General features: G+C 71.8%; 14 protein-coding genes. 13 read left to right on the top strand and 1 reads right to left on the bottom strand.

Going from position 1 to position 17,088, the window contains the following annotated elements; all coding sequences use genetic code 11:
• Positions 1–50 precede the first annotated feature (50 nt).
• From ACGF3A_RS28175 to ACGF3A_RS28145, 7 genes are all read left to right on the top strand, one after another.
• Positions 51–1,547 (top strand): ABC transporter substrate-binding protein, encoded by a 1,497-nt coding sequence (locus ACGF3A_RS28175; protein ID WP_393733140.1) that lies wholly within the window; start codon positions 51–53, stop codon positions 1,545–1,547.
• A 4-nt stretch (positions 1,548–1,551) separates the two neighbouring features.
• Positions 1,552–2,466 carry an ABC transporter ATP-binding protein gene (locus ACGF3A_RS28170; RefSeq protein ID WP_393733139.1) on the top strand — a complete coding sequence of 305 codons (915 nt, stop codon included), beginning with the start codon at positions 1,552–1,554 and terminating at the stop codon, positions 2,464–2,466.
• Positions 2,463–3,521: an oligopeptide/dipeptide ABC transporter ATP-binding protein gene (locus ACGF3A_RS28165; RefSeq protein WP_393733138.1), complete on the top strand. Its 1,059-nt coding sequence runs from the start codon at positions 2,463–2,465 to the stop codon at positions 3,519–3,521. The genes ACGF3A_RS28170 and ACGF3A_RS28165 overlap by 4 nt, the downstream gene beginning before the upstream one ends.
• Positions 3,518–4,465: an ABC transporter permease gene (locus tag ACGF3A_RS28160; RefSeq protein ID WP_393733137.1), complete on the top strand. Its 948-nt coding sequence runs from the start codon at positions 3,518–3,520 to the stop codon at positions 4,463–4,465. The genes ACGF3A_RS28165 and ACGF3A_RS28160 overlap by 4 nt, the downstream gene beginning before the upstream one ends.
• An 8-nt stretch (positions 4,466–4,473) precedes the next feature.
• Positions 4,474–5,370, top strand: a complete 897-nt coding sequence (locus ACGF3A_RS28155) for an ABC transporter permease (protein ID WP_393733136.1) — start codon at positions 4,474–4,476, stop codon at positions 5,368–5,370.
• Between the two features lie 62 nt (positions 5,371–5,432).
• The gene (locus ACGF3A_RS28150) at positions 5,433–6,809 is read left to right on the top strand and encodes a serine hydrolase domain-containing protein (protein WP_393733135.1); all 1,377 of its coding nucleotides are present in this window, start codon (positions 5,433–5,435) and stop codon (positions 6,807–6,809) included.
• A gap of 67 nt (positions 6,810–6,876) precedes the next feature.
• Entirely contained in the window at positions 6,877–7,512 is a 636-nt protein-coding gene (locus ACGF3A_RS28145; protein WP_393733134.1) for a TetR family transcriptional regulator, read from the top strand.
• Positions 7,513–7,534: 22 nt separating this feature from the next.
• Here ACGF3A_RS28145 and ACGF3A_RS28140 read toward each other — a convergent pair whose 3' ends face one another.
• Positions 7,535–9,601, bottom strand: coding sequence for a discoidin domain-containing protein (locus tag ACGF3A_RS28140; protein ID WP_393733133.1), 2,067 nt, complete (start codon positions 9,599–9,601; stop codon positions 7,535–7,537).
• A gap of 238 nt (positions 9,602–9,839) precedes the next feature.
• On the opposite strand from ACGF3A_RS28140, the gene ACGF3A_RS28135 reads away from it, so the two are divergent.
• The 6 genes from ACGF3A_RS28135 to ACGF3A_RS28110 all read left to right on the top strand — a co-directional run bounded on the left by ACGF3A_RS28135 (position 9,840) and on the right by ACGF3A_RS28110 (position 17,040).
• Complete coding sequence (locus tag ACGF3A_RS28135; RefSeq protein WP_393733132.1) at positions 9,840–10,970, top strand: aminotransferase class V-fold PLP-dependent enzyme; 1,131 nt, start codon at positions 9,840–9,842, stop codon at positions 10,968–10,970.
• A 40-nt stretch (positions 10,971–11,010) separates the two neighbouring features.
• Entirely contained in the window at positions 11,011–12,354 is a 1,344-nt protein-coding gene (locus ACGF3A_RS28130; RefSeq protein ID WP_393733131.1) for an extracellular solute-binding protein, read from the top strand.
• A complete protein-coding gene (locus ACGF3A_RS28125; protein ID WP_393733130.1) occupies positions 12,351–13,295 on the top strand; it encodes a carbohydrate ABC transporter permease in 945 nt (314 codons plus the stop codon). Before ACGF3A_RS28130 ends, ACGF3A_RS28125 begins: the two co-directional genes overlap by 4 nt.
• Positions 13,292–14,140: a carbohydrate ABC transporter permease gene (locus ACGF3A_RS28120; protein ID WP_393733129.1), complete on the top strand. Its 849-nt coding sequence runs from the start codon at positions 13,292–13,294 to the stop codon at positions 14,138–14,140. The genes ACGF3A_RS28125 and ACGF3A_RS28120 overlap by 4 nt, the downstream gene beginning before the upstream one ends.
• Before the next feature lie 10 nt (positions 14,141–14,150).
• A complete protein-coding gene (locus ACGF3A_RS28115; protein WP_393733128.1) occupies positions 14,151–15,902 on the top strand; it encodes a glycoside hydrolase family 36 protein in 1,752 nt (583 codons plus the stop codon).
• A 91-nt stretch (positions 15,903–15,993) separates the two neighbouring features.
• Complete coding sequence (locus ACGF3A_RS28110; protein ID WP_393733127.1) at positions 15,994–17,040, top strand: LacI family DNA-binding transcriptional regulator; 1,047 nt, start codon at positions 15,994–15,996, stop codon at positions 17,038–17,040.
• Positions 17,041–17,088 lie beyond the last annotated feature (48 nt).

Below are 17,088 nucleotides of genomic sequence, written 5' to 3'. Positions count from 1 at the left end.
AGCGCCGGTGAAGTGAGGATCGAATGCCCCTACCGCGACGACGCGGCCCCGTGGCGACGGTTGTGCTCTGCCTCGCCGCCGCCCTGGTCCTGTCCGCCTGCGCGGCCCCGGTCTCCAGCAGCGCCCGGCCCGACGGGCTGACCGTGGCCGAGACGACGGCCCCCAGCACCCTGGACCCGCAGGGGTCGAGCATGTTCGCGGACCGTTTCGCCTGGCAGCTCTCCTACGAGTGCCTCTACAGCACGGACGGCGAAGGGAAGCTCCACCCCGCGCTGGCCACGCGGTTCAGCAAGTCCGGGGACGGCCGTACGTACACCTTCACGCTCCGCGACGGCGTGCGCTTCCACAACGGGAAGCGGCTCACCGCCGATGACGTCGTCTACTCGTTCCAGCGGCTGCACAAGAGCCCCGACGGGATCGAGCAGGAGGTCTTCCCGACGCTGAAGGGCGTGGAGAAGGTGGACGACGGGACCGTACGGTTCCGCCTCGGCAAGCCCGACGCCGGGTTCATCAACAACATGGCGAACCCCCTGGTCTGGGGCTGCGCGATCATGAGCAAGGACGCCGCGCGCTCCACCAACCCCGCGCTCACCATGGTCGGCACCGGCCCCTGGAAGCAGACCGACTACCGGGCCAACAGCAAGCTCCAGTTCGAGCGGAACAGCGCGTACTGGGGCCGGAAGACCGCCGCGCCCGCGCTCTCCCTGCTCTACATCCCCAACGTCGCCACCCAGGTCGCCAACCTCCAGGCAGGCAAGATCGACCTGATGTTCCCCGACGTCGCGAGCGCCGACTCGCTCAAGGGCGACAAGCGCGTGACGCTCCGGCAGGCCAAGACCGACTCGACGGTCTTCCTCCAGATCAACAACAAGCGCAAGCCCCTCAACAAGCGCCTCGTGCGCCAGGCGCTCGCCCTCGCCGTCGACCGCGAGGAGCTGGCACGCGGCGCCTACCACGGCAGCGCCCGCGCCAGCGGCTACCTCCCCTCCGGCGACCACGCCCCCTCGGTGAAGGAGCTGCCCCACCACCGCACCGACCTCAAGCGCGCCAAGGAGCTGCTGCGCAAGGCCGGTTACCCGCACGGGTTCACCACCACGCTGATGTACATCAGCGGCTACGACCCCGGTACCGACAACATGATGACCCTGCTCCAGGACCAGCTCGCGCGCGTCGGCATCAAGGTCCAGCTGCGCCCCCGGGAGCGCGCCGACTGGAGCGCCCGGCTCACGGGGCCCCGCTACGACCTCTCCTGGAACGCCCAGTCGTACTACCCCAACCCCCTCCAGTACGTGCTGCCCGCCGAGGGCCGCCAGGGGCCGACGCCGCCGGAGCTGAGCAAGCTCATCGACGAGGCCCGGAGCGCCGGTTCGCAGGCCGAGTACCACGAGAAGCTCGCGGAGATCTCCCGCTACGAGGCACGGACCGTCTACCCGACGGTGACCCTGCTCGCCAACAACATGTTCGCCGCCTACCGCGACAACCTCGCGCACGTGGCCGTGCCGCCCAGCCAGAGCCGTGCCTTCCTGGCCGGCGTGACGAAGGAGTAGCGCGATGACGACCGCGCGAACGACCGCGCAGGTCGCTGAGGTGCCCGACGAACGGGCCGCGGCCCTGTCCGTACGCGACGTGACCCTCAGCTACCGGCGCGGTGGCCAGGAGCACACCGCCCTGCACGACGTGAGCTTCGAACTGCCGCCGGGGGAGCGGGTGGGGCTCGTCGGCGAGTCCGGCTCCGGCAAGTCCACCCTCGCCTCCACGGTGCTGCGCACCCTGCCCGACAACGCCACGCTCACCTCCGGCACCGTCACCCTCGGCGGGGAGGACCTCCTCGGCCTGGACGCCGCCCGGCTGCGTGCCCTGCGCTCGACCCGGATCGCCCGGGTGCCGCAGGACCCGCTGGCCAGCCTCAACCCGGTCTTCCCCATCGGCAAGCAGCTCACCGATGTCGTCCGCGCCCACCGCAAGGTCACCAAGGCCGAGGCGATCGACCTCGCCGAGGAGGTGCTGCGCCAGGTCGGGCTCCCCGACGTACGGGTGAAGCGCCGCAGCTTCCCCCACGAGCTGTCGGGCGGCATGCGGCAGCGCGTCATCATCGCGATGGCGCTGATCAACAAGCCGCAGCTGCTCATCGCCGACGAGCCGACGACCGCGCTGGACGCCACCGTGCAGGCCCAGATCGTGGAGCTGCTGCGCGAACGGGTCACCGCCGCGGGCATGTCCCTGCTGCTGATCACCCACGACATCGGCGTGGTCAGCGAGCTGTGCACGCGCGTCGCCGTGATGTACCGCGGCCGCATCGTCGAACAGGGCCCCGCGCGCGAGGTCCTGAGCGATCCCCAGCACGGCTACACCGCCTCGCTCCTGGCCGCCGCCCGCGGGGAGCCGAGGGAGTACCACCCCGAGCCGGAGCAGCATCCCGAGCCGGAGCAGCACCCCGAGCCCGAGTCCCCGGAGAGCGACGCATGAGCACCACCACGCCGAGAACGGACGCGCCCCCTCACCACCGTGTGCTGCGTGTCGAGGACGTCCGTAAGCACTTCAAGGTCCGCCGCACCTCGCTGCGCGGCCCCCGCCCCCATGTCCACGCCGTCGACGACGTCAGCCTGACGCTCCACGCGGGCCAGACCCTGGGCGTCGTCGGCGAGTCCGGCTGCGGCAAGTCGACCCTGGGCCGGGTGATCGTCGGGCTCGAACAGCCCGGCACCGGGAGCGTCCACGTCGGCGCCGACGCCGCCCGCGCCGGTACGCCGCAGGCCCGCGGCACCGTACAGGCCGTCTTCCAGGACCCGGCCAGCGCGCTCGACCCGCGGATGACCGTACGCCAGAGCATCACCGAGGCCCTGCCGGAGCTCGACAGGGCGGCCCGCGACGAGCGCGCCGCCGAGGCGCTCGAAGAGGTGGGCCTGCCCCGCGAGACGGGGGAGCGGTACCCGCACGAGCTGTCCGGCGGCCAGCAGCAGCGGGTGTGCATCGCCCGCGCGGTGGTCGCGCGGCCCGAGCTGATCCTGCTCGACGAGGCGGTCACCTCGCTCGACGCCTCGCTCCAGGCGCAGGTCCTCGACCTGCTCAAGCGGCTCCAGGAGCGCACGGGGGTCGCGTACGTCTTCATCTCCCACGACCTGCGGGCCGTACGGAACTTCAGCGACAGGGTGGCCGTGATGTACCTCGGGCAGATCGTCGAGATCGCCCCCGCCGCCGCCTTCGACACCGGGCTGCTGCACCCCTACTCCGTGGCCCTGCGCTCCACCGAGGCGCGGCTGCCGAACGACACGGGGGAACGTACGCGCCGCATCGTCCTGGAGGGAGAGCCGCCTAGCGCGATCGACCCGCCGTCCGGCTGCCGCTTCGTGACGCGCTGCCCGGTGGCCGAGGCGCGCTGCCACGAGGCGCTGCCCGAACTCGCCGCGCACGGCGAGGGCGGCGAGGACGCCGAGGACCACCTCGTACGCTGCGTCAAGCCCGGCGCCCTCGCCGCGGCGGCCACGCCCGGCGCCGACACGGTGAGCGAGGCAGTCCGTTGATCCTCTACACCCTGCGCAAGCTGCTGGGCGCCGCCGCCGTCCTGCTCGCGCTCTCCGCCCTCGTCTTCCTCGCGGGCCGCGCGCTGACCCCCGGCGACCCGGCACAGCTCATAGCGGGCCCCAAGGCGTCGGCGGAGACGATCGAGAACATCCGGCACTCCCTCGGCCTGGACCGTCCCCTCCTCACGCAGTACCTGAGCTGGCTCGGCGACGCCCTGCACGGCGACTTCGGCACCTCGCCCTTCTCCGGCCAGGCCAACCGCGAGGTGATCGCCGAGCAGGCGCCCGTCTCCTTCGAGCTGGCGCTCTTCGGCCTGGCCATCGCCGTGGTGATCGGCATCCCGGCCGGGGTGTACGCCGCCACCCGCGCGCACCGCGCCCGCGCCTGGGCCGTACGGCTGCCGCTGCTGGTCGCCTTCGCGTTCCCGGCCTTCGTCTCCGGCTCGTTCGCGCTCTACATCGCCAGCCACTACCTGTGGAACCTGTACTCGCCGAGCTACATCCCCGTCAGCGAGGGCCTGGGCGCCAACCTGCAGATGATGCTGCTGCCCGCGCTCGCCGTGGGCATCCCGACCGCGCCGCTGATCATGCAGATGACCCGGTCCTCGATGCTGGAGGTGCTCTCGGCCCCGTACGTCGCCACTGCGCGGACCAACGGCATCGCGGAGCGGCGCGTCACCTACGTCTACGCGCTCCGCGCCGCCCTGCCGCCCGTGCTCACCCTGATCGGCATGATCTTCGGCCTGCTGGTCGGCGGCCTCTTCATCGTCGAGGAGATCTTCAGCCTCCCCGGTCTCGGCCGCGGCATCCTCGCTTCCCTGGAACTGCGCGACTTCAGCCAGGCCACGGGCCAGGCGCTGGTCCTCGCCGCCGCGTTCATCCTGGGCAACCTCGTCGTTGACCTCCTCCTCCCGCTCGTCGACCGCCGCATCGCGCGCTCCTAGGAACCGACATGTCCTCACCGACCTCCTCGCCTCCCGCCGAGTCCGCGCCGGAGAGGCGGCCCGCGCGCCGCCGTCGCCGCTGGCCCGTGCACGGGGTGCTCGCCAACGCCGCCCTCGTCGTCCTCCTCCTCTACGTGCTCGCCGCCCTGCTCGGACCCGCGCTCGCGCCCTACGCGCCGAACGAGCTCAACGTCGGGCCCCAGCTCCAGGGCCCCACGGCCAGCCACCTGTTCGGTACGGACGCCCTCGGCAGGGACCAGTTCTCCCGGGTGGTCGCGGCGGCGCGGCCCGCGCTGGAGGCGGCGCTCATCGCGGTCGTCTTCGCGATCGTCGTGGGCACCGCCTGCGGCACGGCGGCGGGCTTCCTGCGCGGCGTGACCGACGGTGTGCTCTCCCGCTTCACCGACCTGCTGTTCGCGATCCCCGAGTACCTGCTCGCCATCCTCGTCCTCGCCATCATGGGCAGCGGGCTGGTCAACGCCGCCGTCGCCATCGGCCTGGTGATCATTCCGAGGTTCGCGCGCATCGCGCGCGGCGCGACCATCGAGGTCGCCACGCGCAGCTACATCGACGCGGCCCGGCTCTGCGGGCGCGGCAAGTGGTGGATCATGTACCGCCACATCCTGCCGAACATCAGCTCCCCGCTGATCATCATGACCGCGATCAACCTCTCCACCGCTGAGGGCGCCTACGCCGCGCTCAGTTTCCTCGGCTTCGGAGTCGCGCCCCCCGACGCCGACTTCGGCAGCATGATCTCCGCCGCCCAGCAGCACATGCTCACCGAGCCCTGGCTCGCCGCGTACCCGGCACTCGCGTTCGTCGCGCTCGTCCTCGCGTTCAACCTGCTCGGCGACGCGCTCCGCGACCGGCTCGACCCCCGCAGCCGTACGGGCGCGGGCGCCTGAGCCACCGACCGCCCCGCCCCGCCCCGGCCCACCTCACCCCTCCGTTCGTAAGGACACGCACCGTGAACACCCCGCACCACCAGCCCCTGGACGAGCTGCGCGCCCGCCTCGACGCCGCCGTCCCCGAGCTGCTCGCCGAGCACCGCATCCCCGGCACCGCGATCGGCGTCACCCTCGACGGCCGTACGCTGACCGCCGGTTACGGCGTCACCAACGTCCGCCACCCCCTGCCCGTCGACGCGCACACCCTCTTCCAGGTCGGCTCGATCTCCAAGACCCTGCTGGGCGCCGTCATCGGACGGCTGCTGGAGCGGGGGGAGCTGGAGCTGGACGCCCCGGTGGCGCCGCTCTTCGCGCCGGACGCGGGCATCGACCCGCGCATCACCCTCCGGCACGTGATCACCCACACCTCCGGCATCGACGCGCAGAACATGATCGCCGACGCGCCCCGCATCCTCGCGGGCGGCACCGACGACAGCATCCAGGCCTCGCTGCGGCACTTCATCGAGCAGCCCCTGATGTTCGAGCCCGGCAGCGACTTCACGTACAGCGGTCCGGGCATCATGGTGGCCGCCGCCACCGTCGAGCGCGCGACCGGACGCCGCTACGCCGAGCTGCTGCGCGAACTCGTCATCGAGCCCGCCGGGATGGAGCTCACCTGCACCACGGCGGACGAGGCGATCTTCCACCGCGTCGCGGCCCCGCACGGCCGCGACGCGGCACGCGCCCCCGAACTCCTGGTCGACCGCGGCTGGCAGCGCCACTGGCAGCTCCCCGGCTGGGACGTGCCGGGCGGGGGAGTGGTCTCGAACGTCACCGACCTCCTCCACTACGCCGCCTGGTCGGCCTCCGAGGCGGCGCCCGCGCGCCTCTTCGAACCGCTGGCGGGCCAGGGCGTGGACGGCCACGACATCGGTCTCGCCTGGCACCTGTCCCACACCGGCGGCCACCCCACCATGTCCCACAACGGCCTCACCATCGGCTACGCCTCCCGCCTCGTCCTCGTCCCGTCGGCGGGCCTGGCCTACACGGTCCTCACCAACTCCCTGCACGGCGAGGAGATCGTCGGCGAGGTCGAGAAGCTGGTCCTGGAGGCCGCGGGCATCGAGGTCACCCCGCAGGCCGCGCGGCCCGTCCCCGCCGAGCTGGCCGAGGCGCTCCAGGGCACGTACGACTGCGGCTTCTACGGGACCATCTCCGTCGTCCCCGGTGAGCGCCCCGGCGAGGTCGCCGTCGTCGCCCACGCCGCCCGGCCCGAGGAGGGCCAGTACGTGATCGAGCTGGAGGGCGCCGACCGCGCCGTCCTCGCGGGCCCCGACACCCTGGTCACCCTCTCCCCGGACGGCACCCCGGGCTCCCTCGTCGGCTTCGTCCGCGAGGACGACGGCACGGTCTCCGCGGTCCGCTACCACGGCCGCCTGGACCGCCGCACGGCCTGACGGGCCCGCCCGACCGCCGGAAATATGAGCAGGGCTCATCTAACCTCCTGGGTGGGAGGTGGAAAGCGTGAGCCATAGCGCGAACCAAGAGCGTGCCGCGGGGGCGCTGCGCCGTCTGCCGGTGCAGAAGCGCAGCGCCGAGCGCTTCGAACGGCTGCTGGACGCCTGCGCCGAGCTGCTGGACGAGGTCGGTCACGCCGCGCTGACCACCAAGGAGGTGGCCCGCAGGGCCGAGGTGCCCATCGGCACCCTCTACCAGTTCTTCTCCGACAAGGAGGGGCTGATCGGCGCGCTCGCCGCGCGCAACCTGGAATCCTTCCTGGCGCGCGTCGCGGACCGGCTGGAGCGTGAGGAGCCCGCGGGCGTCCCGGACCTCGTCGACGTCACCGTCGACGAGTTCGTACGCATGCGCCGGACGGTCACCGGTTTCGGCGTCGTCGACTTCGGCGCGGCGGGGGAGGACCACACCCTGGAGCCGACCCAGGACAACAACACCGCTGTCGCCGGACGGCTGGGCCCGCTGATCGCCTCCCTGACCGGTGACCAGGACGACGCCGAACTGGAGATCGCCATGCGGGTGGCCTTGGAGTGCGCGGACGGCGTGCTGAAACTCGCCTTCCGCACCGACCCGCAGGGCGATCTCCAGCTGATCGCCGAGTGCAAGCGCGTCCTCAACAGCTACCTGAGCGACCGGCTCGGGTAGCTGTCGAGGTCCGCCGGGGCCGTCAGTCGCTGTAGACGCCGACCTCGCGGAGCGAGTAGCCCCACTTGCTGCCGCGCTCCAGCCCCTTGATCCGTACGTAGCGCGCCGGAGTGCTGTCGAACCGCGCCGTCTCCAGGCCGCCGTCACCCGAGGCCGTGGCGTGCGCCGTCTTCCAGTCCGTGCCGTTCTCCGACAGTTCGACGCGGTACGACTTCGCGTACGCCGCCTGCCAGTCGAGGGTGACCCGCTTGACCGGCTGCGCGGACTTGAGGTCGATCCGCAGCCACTGGTCGTCGCTCCACTCGCTGGCCCAGCGGGTGCCCGTGTCGTCGTCCACGGCCTTCTCGGGGGTGAAGCCTTCGAGCGGGTTCCACCATTCCGAGGAGGACGCCGTGGCGGCCGCGCCCGAGGCCAGGTTCTTCCCGGACTTGTGCTTCTCGGCGTTCCTCCAGGTGCGGAGGTAGGACTCGGCGCCCGTGAAGAGGTCGTCCACGACGCCCTGGCCGCCGACGATGCGGATGTCCTCGATCCAGTCCGGGACCATGCCGTAGTGCGCGGCGCCGCTGGTGTTGAAGTCCCAGGTGCGCTCGCCGGTGGTCTGCTTGTCGATCACCGAGCCGCCGTCCGTGCTGCGGAAGGGGTACTTGACCGGGTTCGGGACGTCACCGCCGCGCGGAGCGGGCCAGCCGCCGACGCCGTTCATGTCGGTGCCGTAGCCGTAGCCGACCTTGTACTTCTCGCGCAGCTCCTTCGTACGATTGGCCTCCGCGGCGAAGTCCTTGGAGCCGTTCATGTACTGCCCGGCGAACCCGCCGAGCTTGTAGAGCCGCTCGGTCCAGCCCAGGTCCATCCAGCTGTGCGAGGAGATGACGCCCGGGTACGCCTCGGACTCCAGGATGTCGAAGGCCTGGTCGGCGGCCTTGACGCTCATGTGGTCGATCTCCAGCATCATGTCGCGCTTCATCATGCCGCGCATCGCGTAGGCGCCCAGGTCGGTCAGCCCGCGGGTGTTGCACTGCGCGTCCGCGGAGTAGGAGGGCACGGACACCCCCTTCGGGAGCCGCTTCTCCGCCTCGGGCGCCGCCGCGCCGCCGATGGGGTTGTCGTGCTGCGGGCCACGGCACTTCTCGGTCTTCCAGAAGGTGCCGGTCGACAGGAACTGGCCGACGTTGATGGCCGTCCCGATGGTGCCCGAGTCGTAACGCACCCCGCAAAGGGCGTTGTCGAACTTGTGGCAGAGGAACATGCTGCTCACACCCAGCTCACGCAGCTCGTCCAGACCGCGGTCGATGTCCTCCTTGCTGCACTGCGCCTTGTCCAGGACCTGCTTGCAGCCGAACGGCTCGGAGGTCTCGACCCCCAGGACGACGGCCAGCTTGCCCTGCTTGATCACGTCGCGGGCCTGCGCGCTGTTCTTGACGATCCGGAACCAGCCCTTGCCCGGGCCGCCGTACATCTTGTCGATGTAGGACTGCATGTCGTACGACTTCTTCGCCTCAAGGCGGATGGCGTCCATCTCGTCGCAGCCGCGGTCCTTGAAGTAGATCGAGCAGATCACGCCGTTGGTGACCAGGTCGTTGACCAGCACCCGCTGGCCGCCGCGCCAGGCGCGCTCGATCCCGGCGTAGTAGTTCTGCTGGTGGGTCAGCGAGTCGTGCGCGGGCCAGTCCTTGAACGTGGGCCACCCGTCGGGGTCGTGCTTCCCGTCGCCACCTTTCGTGATCATGTCAAAGATGGCGCCGGAGCCGTCGGGGTAGTGCTCGGGGCAGTCCTTGAGCGCGTCGGCGACGCCCTTCTCCGAGAACGGCTTGCCGCAGATCAGCCGGCCGCCGAAACCCTCGTTGGACATGATGTGGTCGTGGGCGTCGACGAAGCCCCGGACGCGGCCCTGCGCGTCGGTGCCCTTGAAGGGCTCGCCCGAGACATTGACCTGCGCGTCGGGTGCGGGTCGCGCCGTCGGCTCCCACCAGTCGGACTCGGCCGCGGAGCTGGGCATCGGGCCGAGCACCAGGGCCATCACGGCGAGGAGCAGCGAGGCGACCGTGAGGGATCTGAGCCTGCGGCGGGGGAGTTGGACCTTGGCCTTCATGGAGATCCTTAAAGGTGAGCAGCACTCATGTTCGGCGTACAGAGTAGGTACGCGAGCGCACCACGCCAACCCCCGTGACAAGAGCTGTCGTTGACCGGTCAGGGGTGTCCCGCTCTGCTCGCCGCCGTCCCGCGTCCCACTCCGTTCCGTCCGGGGCCTTGTCGGCCCACTCTCGCGCCGCTAATTTGAACGATCAAATCCCAGCTCTTCCGTCACACGAAACGGCTCACCCTTGGATATGAACGTTCATATCACCGACTCCACGCCGTCCGACGAGAAGTACCTGAGACGGTTCTGCGAGCCGCCCGGCTACCTCGACTTCGCGCGCTTCGGCCCCCTGTCCGCCGACGTGGGCGAGACTCTCACCCGGGCCGTCGCCGCCGCCGTGCGACATCCCGTCGAGGCGCTGGCCGAGGCCGAACGGGAGGAGGCCGCCGCAGTGCGGGCCGGGGCCGCGCTGCTGGGTGCCGCGCGGCACGAGGTCGCGCTCGTCAGCTCCACCTCCCACGGGATGTTCGCCGCCGCCCACGCCCTGCGGGGGCCCGGGGCCGTGCTCGTCGCGCGGACCGACTTCCCCGCCGCCGTGTACCCCTGGCTCCGCGCCGCCGAGCGGGGCGGGCTCACCGTGCGGATGGTCGACGGGCCCGTGACGGCCGCCACCGTACGACCGCACCTGGACGAGGGACTCCGTGCCGTCTCCGTGTGCGCCGTCGACGCCACGACCGGTTTCCGTACCCCTCTCGCCGAGCTCAAGGACCTCATCGGACCCCGCCGCGTGCTCGTCGTCGACGCCGTACAGGCCCTCGGTGCCGTCGAGTTCGCGGCCGACGCGGCCGACGTCCTCGCCTCCGGCGGGCAGAAGTGGCTGCGTTCCGGGTGGGGCGCCGCCCTGCTGCTCGTACGGGACCGTGTCGCCGAGCTGCTCCGGCCCGGGCTCGGCGGCTGGTCCGGGGTGCGCGATCCGCTCGGCGAGCACGCGCATCCCCGGCCCGTGCTGCCGGGGGCCGTGGCGCACACGTTCACCAACCCCGACGGCCACGCCGTCGCCGCGCTGCGGACCGGGCTCGATCTCGTACGCTCCGTTGGCGTCAAGCGGATCGCCGGGCTCGTCACCGAGTCGCTGGCCCGCCTCCTGGACGCCGCCCACGCCGCGGGCGCCGAGACGGAAGGCGGGACCGGCAGCGGTATCGCACGGCTGCGCCTGCCCGGTGTCGAACCCGTCGCCCTCCACCGGGCGCTCACCGACGCCGGTCTCGTCACCACCCTGCGCGGCCCATGGATACGGCTCTCGCCCCACGCCACCACGCACCACGACACCCCCGCCCGGCTCGCCTCGGCCCTCCGGGCGACGGCCTCCCCGCGGAGTTGACCCCCAACCCTCGCCACCTCAGTGCGCCTAGGAGTCAGAGATGTCAGGCATATCGCGCCGCGATCTGTTCCGCGTGTCCAGTACGGGCCTCCTCGCCCTCGCCTCCGGCGCCGCGCTCGGCGCGTGCACCGGCACCGGCTCGCCGTCCGCCTCCGGGGGCGACGCCGCCACCGGCGAGGTCACCGTCTGGTCCTGGACGACCGCCGCCGACGCGCTCCGCGGCGTCGTCCCCGCCTTCGAGAAGGACAACCCCGGCGTCACCGTCGACGTGCGGGACGTCGGCAACCCCGCGATCTGGGACAAGATCACCGTCGGCATGGCGGCCGACGGCAAGGGCCTCGCCGACGTGCTCCACATCGGCTGCGACTACCTCCCCGGCTACATGGAGAAGTTCCCCGGCGGCCTCGCGGACCTGTCCGCCTTCGGCGCCGACAAGTACGAGCACCGGTTCGCCGAGGGACTGTGGCCGAGCGTCCGGGACAAGGACCGCAAGGCCCGCGCGCTGCCGTGGGAGGTGAACCCGCTCGGCCTCTTCTACCGCGAGGACATGTTCGAGAAGGCCGGGATCGACCCGAAGACCTTCGCGACCTGGGACGACGTCATCGACGCCGGTGACGACTTCAAGGCCGCCAACCCCGGGGTCTTCCTCATCGGCCTCAACAAGCCCGCCTCTCCCGGCCCCGACTGCGATTTCCTGCAGTCGCTGATGCAGCTCCAGGGCGCCTTCTACTTCGACCGGGAAGGGAACGTCACGCTGGGCTCCGAGGAGGCCGTCACCGCGCTCACCCTCATCAAGCGCCTCGACGACGCCGGTCTCGTCGGCGACGCCTCCGGCAAGAAGGGCTGGGACAAGCTGGTCAGGGCGGACAAGGTCGCGGTCGCCCCCCAGGCGGCGTGGGGCGCGCACTACATGGAGACCGAGTTCCCCGGCCAGTCCGGCAAGTGGCGGCTCGCCCGGCCCCCGGCCGTCACGGCCGGAGGGAAGCGGTCCGCGATCGTCAACTCGACGTATCTCACCGTCGCGGGCTCCAGCCCGCGCCGGAAGGCGGCCTGGAAGTTCGTCGAGCACGTGCTGACCAAGCCTTCCGCGATGAACAAGATGTTCGACTCCGGCGGCGTCTTCCCCGCCCTCTCCGCGGCCTATTCCGACCCGTCGTACGGGAAGAAACGCCCGTACTACGGCGGTCAGCCGGTGCTGCGGACGTTCACCGGGCTCCTCGACGCGGGCGCCGACGCCACGTACTACTCCGGTGACTTCGCCCGCGCCCTCAAGCTCGCCAGTGACGCGCAGGTCAAGGTGCTCGTCAAGGGCGGCGACCCGGAGGCCGTGCTCAAGGACGCCGCGAAGCAGCTCGCCGAGCAGACCCGGCGCTCCCTCGCATGAGCACCGCCGCCACCGCCGTGGAACAGCGGCCCGCGCCGCCGAAGAGCAGACAGAAGAGCAGGCCGAAGAGTCGGCCGAAACGGTTCACGGTGCGGCGCGCCATGCCGTATCTCCTGCTGGCGCCCGCCCTGCTCACCTTCGCCGTGTTCAAGGCGTATCCGATCCTCGCCTCGTTGCGGCTCTCGTTCACCACCGGCTCCGGCGCCGACACCCGCGACGCCGGGCTCGCCAACTACCGCCGTCTGCTCCACGATCCGCTGTTCTGGACGGCGCTGAAGAACACCGGCCTGGTCCTGGCCGTGCAGGTGCCGGTCATGCTCGGTCTGGCGCTGCTGGTCGCCGTCGGCCTCAACTCGGCCTTCGTGCGCTGGCGGGCCGTGTGGCGGCTGGGGGTGTTCATGCCCGCCGTCACGGGGCTGGTCGCCACCGGCGTGATGTTCGCCTATCTGCTCAACCGCGATCAGGGCGCGATGAACTGGGTGCTCAGCGGCGTGGGCCTGCCCAAGGTGGACTGGCTCGGCAGCCCGTTCTGGGCCCGGATGGCCGTCGTCCTCGTCCTGACCTGGCACTACACCGGCTACAACGCGGTGATCTACCTCGCCGGTCTCCAGGGCATCCCCAAGGAGCTGTACGAGGCGGCCATGGTCGACGGCGCGGGCCCCGTGCGGCGGTTCTGGTCCGTCACCGTCCCCGCGCTGCGCCCGATCCTGCTGTTCACCGTCGTGCTCTCCACCATCGGGACGCTCCAGCTGTTCGACGAACCGTACGTGCTCACGCGCGGCGGACCGGACAACGCCACCCTCACCGTCTCGATGTACCTGTACGAGAACGGCTTCCACCACTTCGACTTCGGATACGCCTCCGCGATCGCCTACGCGCTCACGCTGATCGTGGTCGTCTTCGGCGCGGTCCAGATGCGGCTGATGGGAGAACGCGAATGACCAGGATGCCGCGAGTGCGCGGAGTGCGCGGGCTGCGCGGCCTGCCGCTGACGCTGACGCTGGCCGCGCTCACCGGCCTCTCGGTGGGCCCCTTCTACTGGCTGATCGTCTCGGCCACCCAGAAGAGTTCGGACGTCTTCGCCTGGCCGCCCAAACTGGTGCCCGGCGGCCACCTCGGCGAGAACCTGTCGGACCTCCAGGGCAGGGTGGATCTGCTGCGGGTGTTCGGCAACTCCCTTGCCATCGCCGGGCTGCAGACGCTCGGGGCGCTGATCATCGCGCTGCTCGCCGGATACGCGTTCGCCAAGTTCCGGTTCCGTGGACGCACGGTCCTCTTCGCCCTGCTGCTGTCCACGCTGGTCGTGCCCGACCAGGTGATGCTGGTGCCGCTGTTCCAGATGATGATGGACTTCCGGCTGCTGGACAGCTACCAGGCGATCGTGCTGCCCGCGCTCTGCGTGCCGTTCGCGATCTTCCTGATGCGCCAGGCCCTCAGCGGGCTGCCGGACGAACTCCTCGACGCGGCCCGCGTGGACGGCGCGGGCGAGCTGCGGGTGCTGTGGAGCGTGGTCATCCCCGTGATGCGGCCGGTGCTCGCGGCCCTGTCCGTCTTCCTCTTCCTGGGCTCGTGGAACCAGTTCGTGTGGCCGCTGATCGCCCTGCGCAATCCCGAGACGCACACCCTGCCGGTGGCGCTGGCGACGCTGCACGGCATGGAGAGCAGCACCGACTACGGAGCGATCCTCGCGGGCACGGCGGTCTCGGCCCTGCCGATGATGGTGCTGTTCCTGGTCCTCCAACGGCAGTTCATCTCCGGCCTCCTGGCCGGAGCGACGAAGGGTTGAGGAAACGGACATGGACGAGATCTGGGAACCGCACGCCCCCGCCACGGCCCCCGGCCGGACGGCGCGGCTGTCGGCCGGCGGGCTGGAGCTGCTGGTCACGGGCGAGGTGACGCGGAGCGAGTGGGCCGACGGCGTGATCGAGATCAGCGCGGCCCGCCAAGAGCCGTCAGGCCAGGGCGATGCGCGGGTCGAATGGCGCGTGCCGTGCGTGGACGCGACCGCGTTCTGGACCCCGGACACCCGCGGCCACGCCTGGCTGCCCACCGCCTGGTCGCCGCCCCGGCAGGTGTCCCTCGCGCGCGGCGCGCCGGTCGCCGCGCTGGTCGGCACCGGCGACGTGGGGCTGTGCGTCTTCGCCACGGACCGTACGGACGTGCTCGTAGGCGCCGGGGTGGTCGAGGAGAGCGGGGAGTTCCGGTGCTGGGCGCAGGCGCCGGGGGAGCTGACCGTACGGATCGACCTCTCGCACCGGCACTTCGCCCGCTGCCTCGCCGATGTCGCCGACTGGTGGCTGGGCGGCCGTACGGTGACCGTGCCGCCCGCGGCTCGCCGCCCCGCGTACTCGACCTGGTACGCGCTGCACCAGGACGTCAGCCCCGAGGCCGTCGAGACCCAGGCCGCCCTCGGCAAGGAGCTCGGCCTCGGCACGATCATCGTCGACGACGGCTGGATGACGGCGGACCGTGCCCGGGGCTACGGCCACTGCGGCGACTGGGAGCCGGTCTCCCTGCCCGGCACGGCCGACCACGTGCGGCGGGTCAACGAACTGGGCGTGGCGTACCTGCTCTGGTACGCGCTGCCGTTCGTCGGGCGGGAGAGCACGGTCTGGGAGAAGTTCCAGGAGTACGCGCTGGCACGCGTCGACCATCTGCACGCGATCGTCGTCGACCCGCGCTATCCGGTCGTACGCGAGCATCTCGCCGACCGGCTGGCGCGGGCAGTCGAGGAGTGGGGGACGGACGGGCTGAAGATCGACTTCGTGGACTGGTTCGTCGTGCCCGACCCTCCCGCGCCCGGCCCCGAGGCCGACTGCGCGACGGTCGCCGAGGGCGTCGAGCGGCTGCTCGGCCGGATCCACGAGCGGATCACGGCCGCCGACCCCGAGGCGATGGTCGAGCACCGCCAGCCGTACACCGGGCCGGGGCTGTGGCCGTACGTCAGCATGGTGCGCGCGACCGACTGCCCGCTGAGCACAGTCGAGAACCGGCAGCGCACCGTCGACCTCCGGCTCGTCGCGGGCCCGGTGGCGGTCCATTCGGACATGCTGATGTGGCACCCGGCCGAACCGCCCGAGCGGATCGCGTGCCAGCTGATCGACGTGCTGTTCTCGGTCCCGCAGATATCGGTGGACCTGGCGGCGCAGACGCCGGAGCAGCACGAGGCGCTGGCGTTCTGGCTCGGCGTCTTCCGCGACCGCGCCGACGTCCTCCAGCTCGGCGCGCTGCTCCCGGCCCGGCCCGACCTCGGCTATCCGATGATCACGGCCGACGGCGGAGAGACCGTGGTGGTGGCGCGGTACGCCCCGCTGCCGGTGGCGGTGGACGGCACGGCCTGGCGCGAGCTGCTGGTCGCCAACGCGGACGCCGATCCGGAGGTCCGCCTCGTGGGCGGCGAGGGCACGGCCGAGGCGACGGTCAGGGACGCGCGCGGACGGCTGGTCCACCGGGGCAGGATCGACCTCGGAGCCGGTGACGTCCCGGGCGGTGCGACGGTCTCCGTACCGCGCGGCGGGCTGCTGACGCTGGTCGCGGCGGCGGGGTGACGTCCGTTGCGTACCGTACGCCCTGTCCGCGGAGCACCGCACCGCCCCCACAGGCGGCCCCGACCGGGCCGCCGCGAGACACGGAGAGCAGATGACGCAGGGAAAGCGCCGGCCGCGCCGCTCCGGAGCCACCATCGAGGGGGTGGCGCGCGCAGCCGGTGTTTCCCGGCAGACCGTGTCCAACGCGTTGAACGCCCCGCAGCGGGTACGCGCCGACACCCTGGCCCGCGTGATGGAGGCGGTCGAGCGGCTCGGCTATCAGCCGGACCAGTCGGCCCGTTCGCTGCGCACCGGTTCGCGGCGCACGATCGGCTATCTCGCCCCGGTCGACGACCCGTTCGACCCCAACCCGCTGATGGGCGGCTTCCTGGAGGCCCTGGTCGACGCCGCCGGTGCCGAGGGGCAGCGGGTGCTGCTCTTCCGCCCGCCGCCCGGGGTGACCGACCCGCGCCCCGCGATCGAGGAGCTGATCGCGGCCCGGCAGGTGGACGGCTTCGTGCTGTCCGACGTGCTCAGCGACGATGTGCGGGTGGAGCATGTCGCCCGCGCCGGTGTGCCGTTCGTGGCCTTCGGCCGTACGGCCCCCGGCACGCCGCAGCACTGGGTCGATCTCGACAACACCGGTGCCATGACCGACGTGGTGGAGCTCCTGGCCGCACGCGGCCACCGTCGGGTCGCCTTCCTCGGCTCCCAGCCGGAGCTGCCCTGGATGGCGGACCGCAAGGAGGGTTTCCGCCTCGGCGTACAGCGGCACGGTCTCGATGCCTCGACGGCGCTCGAACTGACGGCTGCCCGGGGGGACGACGCGACCGGGACCGTCGCGGCCGTACGCGCCCTGCTGCGCGGCCCCGACCGTCCCACGGCGATCGCCACCACCGGCGACATGCTGGCGCTCACGGCGTACGAGGCCGTGAAGGCGGAGAACCTGGCCGTCGGCCGGGACGTAGCGGTCGTCGGCTTCCACGACAGCCCGATCTGCCGCCTCCTGCACCCGCCGCTCACCTCGGTCCGGCTGCCGCTGCGGGACATCGCCGCCGAGCTGGTACGCCGTCTGCTCGCCCAGGTACGGCGCGAAGCGGTTCCGGGCCGGGGGCTGCTGGTGCCCGCCGAACCGGTGGTCCGCGACAGCACGGGGTGACGCCGCGCCGCCGCGCGCGTCCCCCGTACGACGACGGCGGTGCCCCGC

Source organism: Streptomyces sp. NPDC048172 (genome assembly GCF_043202595.1).
Lineage (GTDB): Bacteria > Actinomycetota > Actinomycetes > Streptomycetales > Streptomycetaceae > Streptomyces.
The sequence above is the reverse complement of the archived record's forward strand: the minus strand, read 5'-3'. Positions and strand labels throughout refer to the sequence as shown.